The 20,325-nt window shown below is 47.4% G+C and carries 15 protein-coding genes; 4 read left to right on the top strand and 11 right to left on the bottom strand.

All coding sequences use genetic code 11. The annotated features are described in order from the left end of the window. Positions 1 to 128 precede the first annotated feature (128 nt). The 8 genes from MHO32_RS23015 to MHO32_RS22980 form a co-directional block, all read right to left on the bottom strand. Complete coding sequence (locus MHO32_RS23015; protein ID WP_005452545.1) at positions 129 to 491, bottom strand: RidA family protein; 363 nt, start codon at positions 489 to 491, stop codon at positions 129 to 131. A 14-nt stretch (positions 492 to 505) separates the two neighbouring features. Beyond that, positions 506 to 1,552, bottom strand: a complete 1,047-nt coding sequence (locus MHO32_RS23010) for a lactonase family protein (protein ID WP_239214310.1) — start codon at positions 1,550 to 1,552, stop codon at positions 506 to 508. Positions 1,553 to 1,632: 80 nt separating this feature from the next. Further along, positions 1,633 to 4,086 carry a beta-N-acetylhexosaminidase gene (locus MHO32_RS23005; protein WP_239214307.1) on the bottom strand — a complete coding sequence of 818 codons (2,454 nt, stop codon included), beginning with the start codon at positions 4,084 to 4,086 and terminating at the stop codon, positions 1,633 to 1,635. Between the two features lie 90 nt (positions 4,087 to 4,176). Beyond that, entirely contained in the window at positions 4,177 to 4,806 is a 630-nt protein-coding gene (locus tag MHO32_RS23000) for a bifunctional 4-hydroxy-2-oxoglutarate aldolase/2-dehydro-3-deoxy-phosphogluconate aldolase (RefSeq protein ID WP_239214302.1), read from the bottom strand. Positions 4,807 to 4,822: 16 nt separating this feature from the next. Then, entirely contained in the window at positions 4,823 to 5,767 is a 945-nt protein-coding gene (locus MHO32_RS22995; RefSeq protein ID WP_239214299.1) for a sugar kinase, read from the bottom strand. A gap of 102 nt (positions 5,768 to 5,869) precedes the next feature. Beyond that, positions 5,870 to 7,390: a sodium:solute symporter family protein gene (locus MHO32_RS22990; RefSeq protein ID WP_239214296.1), complete on the bottom strand. Its 1,521-nt coding sequence runs from the start codon at positions 7,388 to 7,390 to the stop codon at positions 5,870 to 5,872. 234 nt (positions 7,391 to 7,624) lie between these two features. After that, positions 7,625 to 8,017, bottom strand: a complete 393-nt coding sequence (locus MHO32_RS22985; RefSeq protein ID WP_005425100.1) for a RidA family protein — start codon at positions 8,015 to 8,017, stop codon at positions 7,625 to 7,627. A 51-nt stretch (positions 8,018 to 8,068) separates the two neighbouring features. Continuing rightward, the gene (locus MHO32_RS22980) at positions 8,069 to 9,514 is read right to left on the bottom strand and encodes an N-acyl-D-amino-acid deacylase family protein (RefSeq protein WP_005425135.1); all 1,446 of its coding nucleotides are present in this window, start codon (positions 9,512 to 9,514) and stop codon (positions 8,069 to 8,071) included. A gap of 179 nt (positions 9,515 to 9,693) precedes the next feature. Here MHO32_RS22980 and MHO32_RS22975 point away from each other — a divergent pair, with 179 nt between their 5' ends. Both MHO32_RS22975 and MHO32_RS22970 read left to right on the top strand, forming a co-directional pair. Continuing rightward, positions 9,694 to 10,965, top strand: a complete 1,272-nt coding sequence (locus tag MHO32_RS22975) for an amino acid deaminase (protein WP_239214284.1) — start codon at positions 9,694 to 9,696, stop codon at positions 10,963 to 10,965. Between the two features lie 89 nt (positions 10,966 to 11,054). Next, complete coding sequence (locus MHO32_RS22970) at positions 11,055 to 11,918, top strand: MurR/RpiR family transcriptional regulator (protein ID WP_005425077.1); 864 nt, start codon at positions 11,055 to 11,057, stop codon at positions 11,916 to 11,918. A gap of 155 nt (positions 11,919 to 12,073) precedes the next feature. Here MHO32_RS22970 and MHO32_RS22965 read toward each other — a convergent pair whose 3' ends face one another. The 3 genes from MHO32_RS22965 to fdhF all read right to left on the bottom strand — a co-directional run bounded on the left by MHO32_RS22965 (position 12,074) and on the right by fdhF (position 17,953). Beyond that, the gene (locus MHO32_RS22965) at positions 12,074 to 12,445 is read right to left on the bottom strand and encodes a hypothetical protein (RefSeq protein WP_005452561.1); all 372 of its coding nucleotides are present in this window, start codon (positions 12,443 to 12,445) and stop codon (positions 12,074 to 12,076) included. 250 nt (positions 12,446 to 12,695) lie between these two features. Continuing rightward, a complete protein-coding gene (locus MHO32_RS22960; protein ID WP_050938377.1) occupies positions 12,696 to 13,622 on the bottom strand; it encodes an endonuclease/exonuclease/phosphatase family protein in 927 nt (308 codons plus the stop codon). 92 nt (positions 13,623 to 13,714) lie between these two features. Then, positions 13,715 to 17,953: a formate dehydrogenase subunit alpha gene (gene fdhF, locus MHO32_RS22955; RefSeq protein WP_239214282.1), complete on the bottom strand. Its 4,239-nt coding sequence runs from the start codon at positions 17,951 to 17,953 to the stop codon at positions 13,715 to 13,717. 314 nt (positions 17,954 to 18,267) lie between these two features. Here fdhF and MHO32_RS22950 point away from each other — a divergent pair, with 314 nt between their 5' ends. Further along, a complete protein-coding gene (locus MHO32_RS22950) occupies positions 18,268 to 18,681 on the top strand; it encodes a hypothetical protein (RefSeq protein WP_049537893.1) in 414 nt (137 codons plus the stop codon). 137 nt (positions 18,682 to 18,818) lie between these two features. Beyond that, positions 18,819 to 20,231, top strand: a complete 1,413-nt coding sequence (locus MHO32_RS22945) for a TolC family protein (protein ID WP_050932523.1) — start codon at positions 18,819 to 18,821, stop codon at positions 20,229 to 20,231. The last annotated feature ends 94 nt before the right edge of the window (positions 20,232 to 20,325 follow it).

Raw genomic sequence — 20,325 nt, 5'->3', positions numbered from 1 at the left:
ACAACTTGGAAAGAGCTAGCTATTACACTGCGTTGTTTTCCTTACTCTCGAATCAATGACAACGCTCTGAATCCTGCATCTTGAAGTCACTTGGGTATATTATCTCGATAAAAGCTAACGATGTGCCGTTACTGGTACTTCTCACCCGCAGCTGCAACAAACGCCATTTCTACTAAGAGTTCAGGATTCGCCAATTCAACTTTGACGCAAGCACGGCTCGGTGCGCAGCCCTCAGGGAACCACGCATCCCACACTTCGTTAAGGGCATCGAAGTTAGCAAAATCTGTCACGTAAATCGTCACAGATAGAATGCGTGACTTATCGCTGTCAACACTTGCTAGCATTTGCTCAGCTTGGTCGAAAATCTGTTGTACTTGTCCTTTCATATCCGCAGTTGTATCTGCTTCTGCCACCTCAACAAAGTTGGCAATACCGTTGAATACCGTTACATCAGACCAACGTTTGCATGGATTAATACGATGAATTGTCATGTTATTTCTCTTAATTACGGCTTCTCAACCAAACACACAGGCGCACCGATGTCGCATGAGTATCCGGTTGGAGTGATAACGCCAGTTTCCGGATTCCTATGGAAGCTAGCGACATTATGTGAATGTTGATTGGCAACGAGCATCCACTGCCCGTCACGGGATAAAACAAAATCTCTTGGGAACGCGCCACCACAATCGGACGCGGCAATTTGAACCGGAATATCACTCGTTACATCAAATGTACTGATCAGATTTTGCGCACGGCATGAGACATAGACAAAGCGCTCATCCGCAGAGAGACGAATAGCAGACGCCGCTTCTTTGTTCTCCTCGTCGGTTAGCAACTTAACTTGCTGAGCCAGATTCCATTGCCCCCTTTGCTTGTGAAGTACCGCTAGCGTTTCGGACAGTTCGCAAACAACGTACGCGACAGACTCATCACTATCGAAGACCAAATGACGAGGACCAGAACCAGGAGGCATCGCGATGCTTTGAGAAAGTGAAAACTTAACTGTCTCACCATCTTTTTTATAGTCATAGAAATGAACACTGTCTGTGCCTAAATCGACCACAGAAAATTGCTCGGAGTGGTTGAGAAACGTTGCTTGATGCGCATGAGGCGAGGCTTGACGTTCAGTATTGGGACCACTGCCTTCCACATATAATTCTGCGATGGATTTCAAAGGCTTACCTTGCTCATAAAGTTGGTAAACACTTACATTACCGGAACCGTAGTTTGCCACAGCAAGCAGCGAGGCTTTGATATCAATATGGCAAGGATAGTCGCCTTCAATTGGTAATGCATAGCTGTCTGTTTTTTCAGCAAAAATCAGTTCTGCACCTTCCAAGCGTTCTACTTCATTAAAGGTATATAACCCCTCTCCTTTGAGCGCAAGGTAAGAAGGGTTACGAACCGTTTTCACCGCTTCAGGAACAAGTTCATTGGTGAGCGTTAATGCGCCAGTAGCAATATCGAGAGAAACACACGCGATGCCCTGACTTTGGCTTGGTGAATTGGTATAGGTGCCTACATAAAAATGTAAGTGACCATTTACTGTCATGAGAAAACCTTTGGGAGATATAAGAGTGCTTAAACGATAAGATGCCGCCTGCGTTACCAGACGGCAATCCCTTTTAGTTATCAATCGGTTAAAGTGTGAAGCAACCGCTCAGTTGGTACGACAATAGCGACAATGGTTTCATCAAAGATAATCGCATTTTCATTGATGATTTGTTGATACGCTTTAGCATCAGATTGACTAATACCACGGCCCTGCTTGGCGAGCTCAATCAAGGTAAAACTTAAGTCGGCAACTTTGATGGCAGACTCTGCAACTGGCACCGTTTCTACTGACGCCACGTTGGCTGCGAAAATAGGTTTGGCTAGCTGCGCCGCTAACTTAACGCTTTGATAATGCATCGCTAACGCATCCAACGCGGTTTTATCACCTTGAGCATAAACTGCGACCAAATCTTTCATCTCGTACACTGCTAGGCTTTCTACTGGCAATGCATCCGCAAAGCGGTTTAGTCGCTCATACTGGTTGTACAAATCACCCTCGTTTGGCGTAGAGATCCACTTCTCCCAGTGACGAGCGTAGTATTGAGCCGGCTCGATGTACTTCGCTAACGTTTGTAGCGGTGCTTCGTCCGCACCATTAGCAAGACGTTTCAACATCATATTGGCATCGGCATGATGGCGCAGACCAAGCGAAATCTCAGACCATGTATCCATCACCTTCATGCGCTTGTACATGCTGCGCTCATCGGTCAGGTCTTGGCTCGACCATAGGCGCTCAGCAATCGCGTAGCTTCTGGGCCATAAACGTTGCTCGATGGTCATTGAATCGAGGTTCTCACCCCAAATGGTAATTTCTCCACCTAAGATTAGCTGCTGTTCTTTCTCGGTCAGCTCAGCCGGATAGCCACCGTTCGGCTCAGGAATGACACTCCCTGCCATGTCACTGCTCGCGACCAACTCTCCAGTCGCAGGCCAACGAACATTGCCTATCAACTGGTAACTAGTGTCTTTCAACTTGCCATCCGCGAAGTCATAGTTGAATTCGGTGTAAGACATAAAGTTATCGAAGTGCCCTTTAAACTTCACACCCGGCACATACTCAATGATGAACACCTCTTCGCGGGACTTACCGTTGTAATCGGTAAACGCACGATAGCTGCCGTCTGTTGCTTCAATAATGGTTAGATTGCCGGTGCGCGGACCGCCTTTGTTGCGCGGTTTAACCCAATCGTAAGTCGCGAATTTCTCACCTTGATGAAGTTGGTCATCTACCGTGATTCCTTTCGGCATTGGGTCATTTCGGTAGTGGTAACTGGTTGGCTGCGGCTGGTCTAGGTAATAGCCTGTTGAGAGAATGCCTTGGTAGCCCTCTTTTGCTGCTCGACCGATACTGTCGTGCCCTTGCCAGCTTTGGATCACAATCGAGGTTGGAAGGTCTTTGTGCCAGATTTCATCCCAGCCAGTCATCTTCTTACCGCGCTGTTCCAGCATCTGTTCAACCTTGGTGTTCAGATACGATTGAAGACCACGCTCACCATCCAGATTGTTGTCTTTGATGAATTGCTGAATCTTCGGGTTATCTTTCCACTGTTGGTAATTTGGTTCATCACCACCGATATGGAAGTACTCATCAGGGAAGAGCTCAACCACTTCGTCAAACACGCTCGCCAGCATCTTGTAGAGTTCAGGGTTGGTCGGGTCCATTAACGGCTCAAACACACCCCAGCCACGTTGATGCGGATAAGACTGCTCACCCATGCCAGACATTAATTCAGGGTAAGCGTGCGCTACTGCCGAAGCATGTCCCGGCAAAGAGATTTCAGGGATAACTCGAATGCCAAGGTTACGCGCGTAATTCACCACATAGCGGATTTCATCTTTGGTGTAGTAATCACCATCTGCGGTGTCTTGCCACAGTTTTTGGTAATTATCGAGCTGGATACGAATCGCTTGGTCATCCCAAATATGCCAATGGAAGACGTTCATTTTTGCTGATGCCATTGCATCGAGTTGACGAAGAATCACGTCGAGTTCAATGAAGTGACGAGAAGTATCATAAGAAACACCACGCCAAGGAAAACGCGGCTCATCTTGAATCGACACCGCAGGCACAAAGTAGCCAGTCGCGTCCGTAGTCACCAGCTGCAAGAAGGTTTCTAAACCATGGAAAGCGCCGTAAGGTCGTTCGGAGCGAATGATGATCTGACCATTACGCGATTCAAGTTGATACGATTCATCACTGTGAATGTCTTGCACCTCTGACTTGGGCGCATTACGAATATCAATCACCAGAGTCGCGTCTTTTTCCGACTCGGCATGCCAGTTCAACATTGGTAAGCCGGTTTGACGATATAGACGGTCCATGGTGCGCTTGGCGTTGAACTGCACACGCGGTGAATCGTAGCCTTTGATGTAAATGCTGAAGGATTTATCCAGTGTGATTTTACCCTGCCCCAACTCTACATTTTGTGGGTAAGGCATTAGGTTAAGATCGGTGTTGGGAGTCATCGCCATTGCTGCCGTTGGAATTGTGATTAAGCCTGAAATGAGTAGTGCTAATGTACCTTTGTTCATCCGCGCCATCCTGTCGTCGTTATTATTGTTCAACCCAAGTCACGCTATTTAATGGGGTCTGGTGACTTGGGTAAAAGGGCTCTGTTTGAGTTACGCAACCAGCTCTACAGCTTCACGAACCAGCTTGCCAATTTCGTCCCATTGTTCGTTTTCAATTAAGCTCGGTGCCACCATCCAAGTACCACCGCAACAAACCACACGGTCGATGGCTAGGTAATCATTGACGTTGCTTTTACCGATACCGCCTGTCGGCATCAGACTCACATCAACATAAGGTGCGAGTAGTGACTTCACCATCGCGATACCGCCGCTCGCTTCCGCCGGGAAGAATTTGAGTAAGTTCAAACCCAGCTCGAGTGCTTGTTCAACCTGACTTGGGTTATTGACGCCCGGTACGATTGGCATATTGATTTCTTGGCAGCGACGCACGGTATTGGGGTTCAACCCCGGCGCAACAATAAACTCTGCACCCGCGTCTTTCGCTTGAGTAATTTGCTCTGGCGTCAGTACCGTGCCAGCACCGATGCACATTTGCGGGTAAGCATCGCGCATGGCTTTAATCGCATCGGCAGCGGCTTCTGTTCGAAACGTCACTTCCGCGACTGGCAGACCGTTTTCTACCAACACTTTCGCCAGTGGGATCGCGTGCTCAACCTTATTGATTTGGATAACAGGAATAACTTTGAATTGCTGAAGTTGCTGAATCATTGCTTGGGACATAATACGTTCTCGGAAATTATCGAATTAGATGAGTCATGGTGTCGTTTGGAATAATCGCGCCAGGATATTGAATAACGGTTGCTGCTAGTGCGTGACCGAGTTGGGCAGACTGCTCACAGCTTTGTCCGGTCAATCGTCCTGCAAGGTAACCAGCAGCAAATGAATCGCCGGCGGCACAGGTGTCGATGACTTTGACAACCTTCTCGGCGGCTACGTAAGCGGTTTGCTTGTCATCACCATACGACCAAACCAATTTGCATGGCTCACAGCCACGTTTAATCACGATTTCTTGGCAGCCAAAGCGAAGGCAGCGCTGCTCAGCACTTTCCTCTTCACCCCATACCAAGACATCATCATCTTCTGTGATAAGCGCAATGTCGACTAAAGGCAGAATTTGGCTGTACCAATGTTTCGCCTCTTTCGCAGACCAAAGTTGAGGACGGAAGTTATTATCGAAGATAACCTTGCCTCCACCTTGTGAAAACTGGCTTAACGCCTTTTTAAGCCTTACTTTACTATCGTCATTTAGAATCGCAATGCTGATGCCACTTAGGTAGAGGTAATCCAGCTCTCGGTTCGCAATCGCAGCTTCTAATTTGTTGAGTGAAGAGGTAGAGAAGTAGCTTTTGACGGCTGCGCTATCACGCCAGTAAAGAAAGCTGCGTTCGCCTTCTTGGTCGGTCTGCACCATGTACAACCCCGGAAGCTGAGCAGGGAATATCTCGACAAGGTCAGTCGCAATGCCCTCTTGTTGCCAGTTTTCCAGAAGCTCTTGAGAAAGTACGTCTTCCCCAAGACCGGTCGCGTAGGACACTTGGACAGACTGCTGAGCCGTTAGTCGAGAGAGGTAAAGTGCGGTATTGAGCGTGTCGCCACCAAAGCCTTTGCGAATTGGGTCGCCGCTCAGTTCAATCATGCATTCGCCAAAGAAAGCAATTTTAGTCTGGGATGAATCGGTCATCGTTCACCTACTTTGGATAAATTTAGAATGGTGGCTCGGGGGAGCCACCAGTTTGTCAGGAGCTTATGAGCGAGTCTCTGTTCGAGCCGAAACTCTTTGCTGCTAAGCGTTTTGATTTGCTGTTGTGCGGTGTTGTAGAGAAGCATCTTCTTCTAGAACGCCTTTGTCAGACAGTTCCATTTCCATCAGTGCACGCTCATCATCGAGGATTGCTCGTGCCATTTCTGGTGACACTTGGTTAGCTGGAGTCACTAGGCTCACTGCCACACCAGCAGTTAGGGCAAACAAACAAGATGGAATCACTGGGTTGCCCCAGAAAGCGGTCAGGTCAGGGCTCATCATTACAGCAAATGAAGCGATAGACGCACCTGCCAATGTTGCCAACGCACCTTGCCAGTTGTAACGCTTCCAGAAGCGCCCCAACATACCGCACACGAACATGCCAGACATAACTGTCGAGATCATCTTAGTGATGTAGCCGATGATGTCGTTCGAAGTTAGCGCGAATAGCAATGCACAACCGATCACCACAACCAAAGCCAAGCGAGAGTAATTCAACATGGATTCTTTGTTTGGCACGCGACCGGTGAACATAACGTACACATCACGCAGTAAGATAGACACGCCCGCAATCGCATCCGAACTCGCACTCGACATGGTTGCTGATAGACCTGCAATCAGAACGATAAGACCAACACCTACTGGCAATACTGTTGCCGCGATGTATGGGAAAGCAAAGTTTGCGTTGTTCAGTTCAGGGTCAATCGCATGCGCCGCCATACCAATGACTGCTGGGATGATGGAGAAGAACAAGTACAGCACACCAGAAGCCACGAACGAACGGCGGATGGTTGATACGTCTTTACCTGAGTAGATACGTTGGCGGAATGAAGGCGTTGCAAGTACACCCACACCAATCACAACAGCAAGAGAAACCGCTGGGATTAAACCAAGCTTATCAATCGCAAGGAAGCTCACCGCTTCTGGGTCCATGGCAGAGTAGAGGTTATCCAAGCCGCCAATGTGCTGCACTGACAATACCGCCATTAGGATGAAGCCAACAAACAAGATGATAGCTTGAATGGTGTCTGTCCAAACCACCGCAGTGTAGCCGCCAATAACAACGTAAATGGTAAACGCTGCTGCGATGATCATCTTCGCAGTGCTCAGCTCAATATCGGCAATCCACGCTAGGTACATACCACCACCAAGGATGTGTGCGCCCAACCAGCCGATAGAAGCGATAAAGATAAGCAGACCAACCACGTTCTTCACGATGCGGTTTGCACCTACGTAGTATGCGAGTTCTTCACTCATGGTCATAAAGTTGAGTTTACGAACTGGCGCGAACCACAGTGCCAATAACAAGATACCAATTGCGCCGCCAATGCCATAAAGCGCACCAGCCCAACCATTTGAGTAACCAAAGCCAACCGCACCCATACTAGAGCCCGTGCCAACCATGGTTGCTACCGTGGTACCTAATACGAGGAACAGAGGTAAGCCTCGACCACCGAGTAGAAAGTCTTCACCTGATTTTTGGTTGCGAGAGACAAACCATCCCAACCAAATTAAAAATAAGACATACGCACCGAAGCCGGTAAGAAAAAGTGTACTGTTCATTGAACACCTCTCATATCAAAATCCATCTTTCAGATTGATATAATTCCAGCAGCAAGTATTAGATTTTATTCCAGAAATTATCTAATTTTATTTTTATAGCTTTTGCTAAATATATTAGGCACTACTGCTTTATGAAATTATATTTATGTAGGGAGTGAGAGTGCCAAAAAGATAATAACAGGAAAGTAATTATTTCCGGCACTCTATTTTATTTAATTAGGTAAAGTGTGATTTCTATCGGCGATCTTCGCGGTAGCAAGTCACATCGACTTCGACTTTCACGTCCACCACCAGATCACACACCATGCAAATACGTGCAGGTGGGTGATCGCCAAAGAATTCTCTGAACACTTTATTGAACGATTGGAAGTAACGAGAATCCGTTAGTACCACTTTTACGTGTACCACATCAGCAAGCGTGTAGCCTGCTTCTTCCATAATATCGACACAGTTTTGAATCGCTAGGCGAGACTGGTCAACGATACCGCCTTCTACCACTTCGCCATCAGTCATTGGTGTTTGACCCGATACGTATAAGAAGCCGCCCGCTTCTGTTGCACGTGCAAATGGTAAATGTTGACCGCCAGTACCTACGCCGCCTTCTACACCATAACGTTTAATTGACATAATATTCTCCAGTGATAATGCTTAATCTATAAAATTAATTTATTTAATAAGTTATTGATGGGTATTATTTCGATAAATAAATACGCCATTTCTATTTTCGGTGACTTTATCTTTTAAATAAGATAGTTCGCCATTTACAAATACAGATTCAATACCTTGCGCGACGGAAATTGGATTTTCGAACGTTGCAGTATCTTTAATTGTATTTGGGTTAAATAAAACCAAGTCTGCGTAAGCGCCTGTTTTTATTTCCCCACGATCTTTCAATTGGTAGCGTGTTGCCGACATCCCCGTCATCTTGTGAATCGCTTCTGCCAATGGGAAAAGCTGCTCTTCACGACAGTAATGCCCCAAGACTTTCGGGAATGTGCCCCACAAACGTGGATGTGGATGCGGGTCATTTGGTAATCCATCCGAGCCCACCATGGTCAACTTATACTTAAGGACACGTTTGACGTCGTTTTCATCCATGCAGTGATAAACCGCGCCGGCAGGTTGCAACGCTTTTGCTGCTTCCATAAGAGGCAGTTGCATCTCGTCAGCAATGTCTTTCAGCATCTTGCCAGCATGTTCAGGTTTACTTTCAGACCAAGTGATGAAGATGTCGATTTCATCCGTCACCTGTTTTAAATCCAGCGTTGAAGAACTGGCGGAGTATGGGTAGCAATCGCAAGACACGTCTTGATGCTCAGAAACCTTATCCATCAAATCCAGCACTTCTACCGTGCGTCCCCAGTTGCCTGCACCTGCACATTTCAGATGAGAAATCACCACTGGCACTTTCGCGTACTGTCCAGTTTCAAAGGCTTCTTCCATTGCGCTGATGATTTCTTCAAACTCAGTGCGCATGTGCGTGGTGTAGATACCACCGTGATGACCGAGAATTTCCGCTAAGCGCATCACTTCATCCGCGTTGGCTTGCTTGGCACTCGCATAAGCAAGACCCGAGCTCAAACCCAATGCGCCCTCTTCCATCGCTTGTGCCAGTGTTTGGCGCATTTGCTCGATTTCTTCATCGGTAGCCGTGCGCAGTAAGTCGTCCATCACGTTGTTACGTAAAGTTGTGTGACCGACTAACGCAGCAACGTTGACCGCAGGGTTCGCCGCTTGTACCGCCTTCGCATACTCCGCAAAAGTTGGGTATTTGAAGTCTTCCTGCTTGCCCAATAGGTTCATTGGGTCTGGCGGAGTATCACTGAGTACCGCAGGGCTCGCGCTAATTCCGCAATTGCCTACGATTACTGTCGTCACGCCTTGGCTGATCTTTGGCAAGCAGTCAGGGTAACGAATCACATTAGTGTCATCGTGCGTATGCACATCAATAAATCCCGGAGCCAACGCAAGACCCTGACCGTTGATAACCTTCTTTGCAGAAAGCTCGTCTAGCTGCCCTACTTGCTCAATACGATCTTGACGAATCGCAACATCAGCAATGAATGGTGCTGCACCCGTACCGTCAAATACCTCTACGCTTTTGATAATGGTATCGAACAACATACTTCACTCTCTTCGTCCGTCGTTAACATGATTCCATCTTAATAATTCTTGAAATTTAAACAGTGAAGAAACACACAAAAAGCTCAGATTTGTTTGATACTTTCTAACATATTATTTATGGTAGTTAGCAACAAACACTTAATATCAATAACTTAGACCATGTTAGAAGTAGGTACGCCATGAAAGACAATCGCCAAAAGTGTGATAAAAACTATCATAATGAGTGTGTTACGACGCCAGGTTACGGAGAGAAGGCTCAACCTGTTGCGTGCAATTCCGATGGGTTACACAGTTTGATCCATGAAGAGATCACCCTGCCTGCAGCGGTGATCAAATCTTCTTCATTGAAGAACAACCTCGATTGGATGCAGCGTTTTGCCAATCAGCACAAAGTGAAACTGTCACCGCACGGTAAAACCACCATGACTCCCGCTTTCTTCCAGCAGCAATTAGAAAACGGCGCTTGGGGCATTACCGTTGCAACGCCGGCTCAGGCAGAGATTGCGGCGCTAGGCGGAGCGAAAAACATCATCATGGCGAACCAACTAGTCGGGCGCGCGAACATGACCATCATCGCCAACTTGATTGAAACCCACGGGGTCAACTTCTATTGCTGTGTGGATTCAAGCCGAAACGTCAAAGCGCTAGAGCGTGCCTTCGATGAACATCAATTGCCGCTTAATGTACTGATTGAGTTTGGTGTCGAAGGCGGTCGCTGTGGATGCCGTAATCAGCAAGATGTGGTTGAGCTCGCCACACTCATCCACCAGCAACCTCACCTTACACTCAAAGGTATCGAGGTTTACGAAGGTGTCATTCATGGTGACAATGCTGAGCAGGACATCCGTGACTTCCTCAACACCACATTAGAAATCGCAGCCCAACTACAAAGCGACAAGTTGATTGAGTCTAAACCTCTTGTTACTGGCGCAGGCTCTGCTTGGTATGACGTGGTTTCTGAATGCTTCGCCAACCTAGAAGATTTTGATGCCATCATTCGCCCAGGTTGCTACGCAATTCATGACACAGGCATTTACCTAGAAGCACAAAACAAAGTCATGCAGCGTGCTAAAAACAACCAAGGTGCAGCGTGTGATTTAGGTGGTGATTTAGAATCGGCACTAGAGCTTTGGGCATATGTCATTTCTCGCCCAGAGCCAACCAAGTTAGTTGCCGGTTTTGGTAAACGTGACGTGGCGTTTGATGCCGGGTTACCAATCCCTGAGCGCGCATACCGCGATGGTGAGTCAATCTCTATTGAAAGTGCGGTAACGACCGCGGTGATGGATCAGCACGCTTTCATCGAAGTAGACGCAAACAGCGACCTTCAAGTGGGTGATATGATTGCCTTCTCAACCTCTCACCCATGTTTAACGTTTGATAAGTGGCGTGCTGTGGCGGTTTGTGATGATGAGTATCAAGTCACTCATTGGGTGAAAACCCGTTTCTGATGATGAGCTTAGTGAGGCTTTTCGTTATACTTCATGCCAAACCAGTGGAGGCGACACAATAGCCTCCATGCAAAAGATAGGAACACAGCTTGAGTTTAGAAGTCGATATTATCTCTCAAATCACTGAACGTTTCAGTGCGCTGCGCGATGCCGAAAAGAAGGTCGCGAAGTTGATCATGGACGACATTCAAACTGCCGCCAATGCCAGCATTACTGAACTGGCAGAAAGTGCAGAAGTGAGTGAAGCCACCATCACCCGTTTTGCTAAAGCTGTTGGCTGCAAAAACGTGCGTGATATGAAGATCAAACTGGCACAAACCTTAACGGTTGGACAACGATTCATCCTTGAGCCACCTGATCAAAGTGGCTACCAAGGCATCTATGAGTCGATCAAGCAATCCCTTGATGTAAACCGCAGTTTGATTGTTGAAGAAGATATCGACACTGCCGTGAACTGGCTGCACAACGCAAGACAAGTGATCTGCATTGGTATGGGTGGCGGCTCAACCATTGCAGCACAGGAGATGCAGCATCGTTTGTTCCGTCTGGGCTATCCTGTTGTGGCGTACAACGATGGCTTGTTATCGCGCATGATTGCGGCGACGGCAGACGCGAACGATGTGTTGGTCATGATCTCAGCCACTGGCTATACCCCTGCCATCATAGAAACCGCGCAATTAGCCAAGCAGTACGGCGTGAAAGTTATTGTGATTACTCCGAAAGACACGCCTTTGACTGAGCAAGCCGATTTGGTTCTGCCTATTGAGCATCAAGAGACGGACTTCATCTACAAGCCATCGGCTTCTCGTTACGCGATGTTGGCTTTGGTTGATGTACTTTCCATGGCATTAGCCGTTAATCATAAGCGACGCTCGCGCGATAAACTTCGTCGACTCAAAGTTGCTCTCGATTCTTATCGTGGCGGTTTGGAAAGACAGCCTCTTGGTGATTAAACCGAGGTAACTCATATCGATGACAGTCGAATCCGGAAACGACAAAGCCCGATGTTCAGCATCGGGCTTTTGTTTGTTCGCTACTTGGTAAAGGGACGATTGAAAGATATCAACGACTCACCATGCTATATACAAGTGACTTCAAGATGCAGCATTCAGTAGTATTCGCCCCAAGAGCAATCATGCAAATCAGAGATTATGTAGCTTCTTAGTGAGTTGATTTTAAAATTGAAGACTACTTGCTTGCAGACATTTCGGCTGCGGTCGCTGTAAGTGATATAACCTTCACTGTAAGCCCGCTTACCGTTGGTCGAGGTAATGTCGGCATTGAGTTCTAGATGAGCTTTGTGCTCTTCTACACGCGCCATCATCTCATGTACATCCAGCCACTCTTCTCGGTTCGCCATTTGGATCAGCATCGATTCCGCCTGCGTTTCTAACTTTTGCGGATAAACGTAAAAGCGGTTATAGGCAAAGTAAGCGCTCATTAAAATAAGTATTAACACTGCTGAGGTAGTTCTTGTCATGCAAGTTGCCTCTTATCGTTATGAATTTTTTGTTATACCCGCTTCACTTTTGCGTACTGATTGCATAAGAACGGCTTGGGTATACTTTCAGTATAGAAAGCGGATGAAGTTTAGGTTAAAGAATTCACACAAATAACAAGCGACGGCCAGAATCCGTCAATTCCATGACAAGCCGTAGCACAATCTGACCTCATTCTAAATAATTAGAAACTTTGGTTCTTTGATCATCTTGCCATTAAAAAGTACCAGTTCATTGTCCTATTAGAGTCGTAACTAACCTATGATCTGACCCCTTTGGCTGGCTCGACGATAAACGTGAGCAAATTTTTCTGTCAGCCTTTTCTGATTTAAGCCAAAGGTGATCGATGCCTATCATTGCCATCGAAGGGACAGATATGCCTTTGAGTGACGCAGGCCAACTGGCGACAGGTTGGGAATGAAAACGTGAAAACAACTCATTAAACCTAGGACTTACTGCAGATAGGTTAAAGTCCCCAATCACAATCATTTCCGGTGTTGGGTACAAATCAGTAAGAGTTTCTATGGTTCGAATCAGTGCATTTCTGCGTTGCCACAACAGCTCAGTTCTTGGCGAAGGAGGATGTGCTGTCATCAAAGTAATAGGCTCATCTACTTGCCATACAGCGCGAATGACTTCTTGCCCGTCAGGGGTGTGATAAATCGAGACTGACTCCAAAGGATAACGACTTAGAATCATCTGGTTAGAAGGGTAACCAACGCCACGCTGCCCTCCGTAATAAAAAGGATAAATGTCATCGAGAAGGTGCAACTTATTCCCTACTTGTGGCGAGAGCTCTTGCATCACCACCAAATCCACGGGATGTTTTAGCAAGTAGTTAATAAACTGATTGATGTCTGGGTTTTCGTAGAACAGATTGAACTGGATGATTGTCAGTGGATGCTCACAGGCTTCGCTGCGGTTGATGTGTGCAGGTAAGAGAAATGGAACAAAAGCACCGCTGATCACGATTGAGGTGAGCGCCTTCGCCCAGCGACGAAAGACTAAAAGCGCGAGAGCGAGACTGAAATAGACGAATAAAATGAGGGCGGGAATCGAGGTCAGATTCTCCGCCCACCAGATATCATGATATTGCCTTGCCACCAGCCAAATTGATGCAGGTAGAAACAACATGATCCATTTAATGACTCTCAGCACACGCACTGCTCGTTTAGCGATTACATATCATAAGCTTATATGTAGTTTGCTAACTCGCCAGTGCGTCGCTGACCAATACGTAGCGTATCAGCTTAAATAGTATGAACGGCTTCCGTTGCAGGCTCTGTATGTAGAACCTTTTCGCTCACTTCCACCTTAACCGCGGCAACCTTGAATTCAGGGATCTTCGCATGCGGATCAGTCGCTGTTGTCGTTAGGCGGTTCACCGGGGATTCAACAAAGTGGAATGGAATGAACACCACACCTTTTTGAATGCGCTTAGTCACAAAGGCATCAATCTCAATGCTGCCGCGACGTGTAGACACCTTCAAACGCTGACCATTACTGATGCCTAGCACTTCTGCGTCTTCCACGCTCACCATCGCACGTGGACCAGCAAGATTATCCAACCCTTTGGTTTTGCGCGTCATAGTGCCGGTGTGGAACTGCTCAAGCACACGACCAGTCGTTAACACAAGCGGATACTCCTCATCTGGCAGCTCAGCCGCATAACGGAACGGTACGCCCACCATTTGACCTTTACCACGAGTAAACTGGGTTTGGTGCATGATGCGAGTACCTGCTGGGTTGTTCTTGTTGCTCGGCCACTGCACTCCGTTTGGCGTTATCGCCTCCCAACGAAGACCTGCGTATTGAGGCGTCACTCGTGCAATCTCGTTAGTGATATCAGACACGCAGTGGTAGTCCCAATCACTGCCCATTGCATTGGCGATTTCTTGAATAATCCACCAATCTTCTTTCGCTTCACCCGGTGCCGTTACAACCGGATTCACACGCTGAACACGACGTTCCGTATTGGTGAAGTGCCCCGCTTTCTCTGCAAACGAGCAAGAAGGCAGAACCACATCCGCGTATTGAGCGGTTTCCGTTAGGAAGATGTCTTGAACCACCAAGAAATCGAGCGCTTCTAAGCCTTCAATCACATGCGCTTGGTTCGGGTCACTCAATACTGGGTTCTCACCCATGATGTACATACCACGAACGTCACGATGGCAAGCCGCATCAATGATTTCTGTCAGGGTTAGACCTTGCTCAGAAGGCAGATTTGGCGCGTTCCATTCAATCGCAAACTTCTGACGCACAATTGGGTTGTATACCTTTTGGTAACCCGGGAAACTGTTTGGCAAAGCACCCATATCACACGCGCCTTGCACGTTTGATTGACCACGTAGCGGGTTGATGCCACCACCTTCAATACCGATGTTGCCACACAGTAATTGCAGGTTAGCGATAGAACGCACGTTGTCATGACCTGTCGTGTGCTGAGTAATACCCATCGAGTAGTACACAGCGGTACGATCTGCCGTGCCAATCATACGCGCCATTGCTTGAATGTCTTCGGCTTTAACACCCGTAACCAATTCCACTTTATCGAGGTTGTAAGCTGGCGACATAACTTCTTGCAGTAAGGTATCAAAGCCGTCGACACGTTCTTCGATGTACTCTTGATCGTACCAACCGTTCTTGATGATCTGTTGCATGACGCCGTTCAGGAGCATCACATCAGTACCCGGACGGTGCGCCATGTACAACTCAGCATGCTCTGCCATATCGACACGTTTCGGGTCAGCTACAATCAAACGAGCGCCATGATGACGAATTGCTTGTTTGATATGTGAAGCGATAATCGGGTGCGCCGATGTAGTATCCGAACCAATAATAAAGATCACATCAGAGTGCTTAATGCTTGGAATGTCGTTGGTCATTGCACCACTACCGAGTGATGCCTCAAGACCGGTTACACTCGATGCGTGACACAAACGCGCACAGTGGTCGACGTTATTGGTGCCCAGTTCACGGCGGACAAATTTTTGGAACGCGTAGTTGTCTTCGTTGGTGGTTTTCGCTGAAGAGAAACCCGCTAATGCGTTGCTGCCAAAATCTTGCTTGATGCCAGAGAACTTGCTCGCAACCAGCTGAATCGCCTCTTCCCAACTTGCAGGCTGCAACCAACCGTCTTTACGAATCAATGGCGTGGTAAGACGCTCTTCACTGCCAATGAAGTCAAAACCAAAGCGCCCTTTCACACACAGCATACCTTGGTTCACCGGCGAGTCACCGCCTTTCACGTAACGAATCGTATTGGTTGCTTCGTCCACGAACATAGTCAACTTACAGCCCACACCACAGTATGTACAAATGGTGTCGACCGCTTTCAGATCTTCAGTACGACCTTGCGAACGGTCACGACTATCGACCATCGCGCCCGTTGGACACACTTGAACACACGCACCACATTGCACGCAGTTCGAATCGCCCATCAGAGTTAAACCATTCTTGTTACTTCCAAAGTGTGGACGATCGTCTGGACGTAACGCAGGGCGACCTTGTTTGTCGCACACAAAGTTCAGTACACCGTGCACGGCTTTGTCGCGACACGCTTGGATGCACTGACCGCAGCTAATACAGCGGTTAGCATCAAACTCAATAAACTCAGAACTGCGGTCAACTTCGTACTTATGACGCAAATCTTTCGCACGAAGATCTAACCAATCTTGATGCGATTTAATCTGCAAAGAGAAGTCAAAGCTTTGCTCAGCTTCATATTCGGTGGAGTAATCACGCAGCGCACAATCGGTATTTGCCTGACAACCACATTCTAGACAGCGTGCAGCTTCCTTCATCGCTTCTTCGTTATCAAAGCCTAACTCCACTTCAGCGAAGCTTTGCTCGCGTTGTGCTGGAGTTAGTTCAGGCATGATAGAACGAGCGACTTTTTGGATGTTCTCGAAGTGAAGCGGATCGACTTGAGAAAGTTTCTTCTCTTTTCGTGAGTTGAACGCCGCCTTTGGCATGTCTGCCATATCGCCATTCAAAAACAGATCAATGGCTTTTGCCGCAACGCGACCATCACCCACGGCTTCAACTGCCGTTGCTGGACCACGGCGGAAATCACCAATACTGAAGATGTTACCCGTGCCTGTGTGCATGGTCTTTTCATCTGCATCGGAGGTGTTCCAACGCGTAAGTGGAATCGACAAATCTTCGCCTTCGAGGAAGCTCAGATCTGGCTTTTGCGATACTGCCGCAATCACGGTGTCGAACTCTTCGGTAAAGAACTCGCCGGTTGGTTTAGGGCTTCGACGACCAGATGCATCCGGATCACCCAACGCCATGCGCTCTAGACGAATCGCACTCACGCGTCCGGTTTCATCGGCAAGGTTTTCTGCAGGGTTGGTCAAGAAGTGGAATTTCACCCCTTCGTGTTCCGCTTCGACAATCTCGTAGTCTTCCGCCGGCATTTCGTCACGTGTACGACGATAAATCAACGTGGTGTCTGCACCAGCACGACGCGCAGTACGAGCACAGTCAATTGCAGTATTACCACCACCAATCACCGCGACTTTCTGACCCGTGACGTAGTTTTGCTCAGTAACGTAATCTTTCAGGTAATCAACGCCCAGGTAACAACCTTCAAGGTCGCTGCCTGTGTAATGCATTTCAACCGCTTGAGACGCACCGACAGCCAAACACACTGCATCGTATTCTTCGCTCAATTGAGAAAGCGTGAAATCCACACCCAGTTTTTGGTTGGTGCGAACCTGCATGCCATTGCGGCACATCAGTTCGATTTCTTTATCGAGAATGTCTTTTGGTAGGCGATATTCAGGAATACCATAACGCAACCAACCGCCCGCTTTTGGCATGGATTCAAAGACAGTGACGTCGTAGCCTTCATTCGATAAGTAGTAGCCAGCCGTTAGACCACCAGGACCACTGCCGACGACGGCAATGTTCAACCCTTTGCTTGATTTCTTTTCTGGTACATAGGCTTCATGCGCAGACAAATCCGCATCCGCGGCATGACGTTTAAGCTGACGAATTGCAATAGGCTCATCGACTAACGAGCGGCGACATTCGCTCTCACAGAATGCCGGACACACACGACCAATCGATAACGGCATAGGAAGCGTACGCTTAATCACTTCAATCGCTTTTTGATGATCGTTCTGTGCGATGTGATAAAGGTAGGATTGGATGTCTACACCCGCTGGACACGCGGTTTTACATGGCGCTTCACAATCGGCGTAATGATCCGTCATGATGCGGTTAAGTGCTTTTCTGCGGTGCTCGCTTAACTGCTCTGATTGCGTAACCACATTGAGACCACGGTAAACTTCGAGTTCACACGCGCGTTTAGTGCCGCCACTTTCGACTTCAACCACACACAAGTCGCACGGCACTTTTTCATTACTTTTGTTCATTCCGCACAGCGATGGGATCTCGACCCCACACACTTTTGCTGCTTCTAAAAGGGTTAAACCCTCTTCTACAATTCTATATTTTCCATCGATGACAATTTCTATCATGCAACCCCCGCAGCAAAGCAAATCCAAATCTGCACAAGTAAAACCATGCATTCTATAAGGATAATCATTTGTAAGACAAGTTAGTGTGATGTAAAACTTATAAACCACATTTTTTACGTGTCATAAAAAGAATGAGCTTATTGCGCGAAGTCCTAGGAATCAGTGTTCAACAAACGTTTTACTCGTCAGATAATGCGAAAAATGGTTGGCTGAACTATTTTGATAAGAAGAGTAATAAAACATTGACCTTACCCTAAGGTTAACCTTTAGAATCGAGTGGTTTTCATCATTTCATCAAATACACGGGAAAAGGTATGCACCTAAAATCGCTGCATACAACTTGGTTAACTCTCTTCACAACGCTGATGCTATTAGTATCAAGCGTGGCGAATAGTGCCCCTTTGATGAACATCCAAATGATGTCAAATGGCGTGATGAATCATGGACAATCTATGATGATGGACGACAGTGAACATTGTGGCATGCCCGGAATGATGGACGTATCCATCACCGAAGACGGTGAAGTGAGAGAAAGCCGAATGAACTGCGGTGGAGGCTCCGGCATGGTTCACACCTGCTGCACGGCGGCTTGTTCTCTGGTTTTCCTCCCCCTACCTGTCCCTGTCAATCGCGCATTGCCGATCGTTTATCGTGCGGCAATTACTCCTGAAGTCACCTCCCCTGTTGTACACGTCAGCCGTGACCTGTACCGACCTCCAATAATTTAAATCTGTATTGCATTCGACCCTGCGTAGCTATCGCAGGTGGTTTTAATGTGCCAATACGACGCAGATAAATCTGGATTACTGTTTCTGCTTTAAGCCAAACCCTTCTTCGTCGTTTCGGCAAACACTGGATTTAGATTATGGATTTTAGACCATACCGCCTTGCTGCACCTATGTGTGCCTTGGCTTTGGTTTCTGCTCCAACTTTGGTGAATGCGGCGATGCCAAATACAAAAGTGCCGAGCAAAGAAACCAAAGCAGCAAACCTTACTGCGCCAGAGATGCGCACATCATCAAAAAAACTCGCGCAACTGATCAATGTTGCCCTGAGCAATGATGGCAACCGCCAACAATATTCAGCGCAATCCGCTGCGATGCGTGAAACGGGTGTTGCAAGTTCTAACTTGATGGATCCAAAACTCAAAGTGGGTTTTGGTGGTTTACCTGTCGACAGCTTTAAGTTCGATGACGACCCAATGACCAACATCTCTGTTGGTTTAATGCAGCAATTCGAACGTGGCTCCACGCTCGATCTGCAACAGAAGAAAGCCAATCAACAAGCCGATGGGCTTGGGCTTCAAGTTCATGCTCGCGAACTTGAGGTTGCCAACAGCATGACTCAACTATGGTTAGAGCTTGGATATCAGCAAAAAGCTGAGCAAATCTTGCTTGAGAACCGCAAGTTGATGAAGGAGATGGAAAGCTTTATTCAAACCAACTATTCGATTGGTAAGAGTGAAGCGCAAGACCTACTCAACGCTCAATTACAAGTGAGCAAGCTGGATGAAAAACTGCAAGCCAATGCGCAAATGCAGCGACGTCTTGTTTCTCAGCTTTCGGAATGGCTAGGCTCGGACTGGTTAGCGACGGAACAGGCTCTGTACGCTACCAATCAACTCAACTGGGATACACTGAATCGCAAACTTGCTTCCAGCAAAGATTCCACCAAGCACTACCAACAACTTAGTCAGCACCCAATGGTTAAAATGGCCGATGTGAGTATTTCTGCCAATAAAACTCAGGTAGAGATTGCTGAACAAGCTTATAACCCACAGTTTGGTGTGGAGGTTATGTACGCTTATCGTCAAGCCAATAACATGAAGGGTGAGCCAGCATCAGACTTGGTCAGCGCTTATCTAACCATGGACATTCCACTGTTCACGGGTGATCGCCAAGATCGCAATCTCGCTGCCGCACAATACCAAGTTGGTGCAGCACAATCACAAAAAGACACCTTATTAACGCAGATGAATGCCAAGGTGAACACTTTGCTGGTTGATCGCGGCAACTTAACCCAACGTTTAGAACGTTACCAATCCACCTTATTGCCCCAAGCGAAAGCGCGCATTCAAGCCGTTGAGCGGGGCTACCAAAACAACACAGCGCAGTTTAACGATGTGATTTCAGCCACGACAGACGAATTGGCTCTGCAATTAGAGCAACAACGTCTGCTAACCGATCTCAACATCGCAAACAGCAATTTAGCCACCCTACTCGGTGGTTTCGATTATCAAGTGGCTTCTCCAGAAGCTCGCTCTATCTCGACATATTAATTTGTGATTCCCAAAAACGTTGGGGCGACAGGTATGTGACCGATATAGAGCAGTCAACAACGCTGTAGCGTCATGCGCAAACGGGAAAATAAGG

The sequence above is a fragment of the Vibrio sp. MMH1-50 genome (assembly GCF_022347645.1).
GTDB classification, from domain to species: domain Bacteria; phylum Pseudomonadota; class Gammaproteobacteria; order Enterobacterales; family Vibrionaceae; genus Vibrio; species Vibrio harveyi.
The sequence above is the reverse complement of the archived record's forward strand: the minus strand, read 5'-3'. Positions and strand labels throughout refer to the sequence as shown.

Coding starts and splice junctions, on each gene's coding strand:
- MHO32_RS23000 (WP_239214302.1), bottom strand. CDS start 4,806: ATGTCCCAAGCAATGATTCAGCAACTTCAGCAATTCAAAGTTATTCCT.
- MHO32_RS22980 (WP_005425135.1), bottom strand. CDS start 9,514: ATGTTGTTCGATACCATTATCAAAAGCGTAGAGGTATTTGACGGTACG.
- MHO32_RS23015 (WP_005452545.1), bottom strand. CDS start 491: ATGACAATTCATCGTATTAATCCATGCAAACGTTGGTCTGATGTAACG.
- MHO32_RS22985 (WP_005425100.1), bottom strand. CDS start 8,017: ATGTCAATTAAACGTTATGGTGTAGAAGGCGGCGTAGGTACTGGCGGT.
- MHO32_RS23010 (WP_239214310.1), bottom strand. CDS start 1,552: ATGACAGTAAATGGTCACTTACATTTTTATGTAGGCACCTATACCAAT.
- MHO32_RS22990 (WP_239214296.1), bottom strand. CDS start 7,390: ATGAACAGTACACTTTTTCTTACCGGCTTCGGTGCGTATGTCTTATTT.
- MHO32_RS22965 (WP_005452561.1), bottom strand. CDS start 12,445: ATGACAAGAACTACCTCAGCAGTGTTAATACTTATTTTAATGAGCGCT.
- MHO32_RS22995 (WP_239214299.1), bottom strand. CDS start 5,767: ATGACCGATTCATCCCAGACTAAAATTGCTTTCTTTGGCGAATGCATG.
- fdhF (WP_239214282.1), bottom strand. CDS start 17,953: ATGATAGAAATTGTCATCGATGGAAAATATAGAATTGTAGAAGAGGGT.
- MHO32_RS23005 (WP_239214307.1), bottom strand. CDS start 4,086: ATGAACAAAGGTACATTAGCACTACTCATTTCAGGCTTAATCACAATT.
- MHO32_RS22945 (WP_050932523.1), top strand. CDS start 18,819: ATGGATTTTAGACCATACCGCCTTGCTGCACCTATGTGTGCCTTGGCT.
- MHO32_RS22975 (WP_239214284.1), top strand. CDS start 9,694: ATGAAAGACAATCGCCAAAAGTGTGATAAAAACTATCATAATGAGTGT.
- MHO32_RS22950 (WP_049537893.1), top strand. CDS start 18,268: ATGCACCTAAAATCGCTGCATACAACTTGGTTAACTCTCTTCACAACG.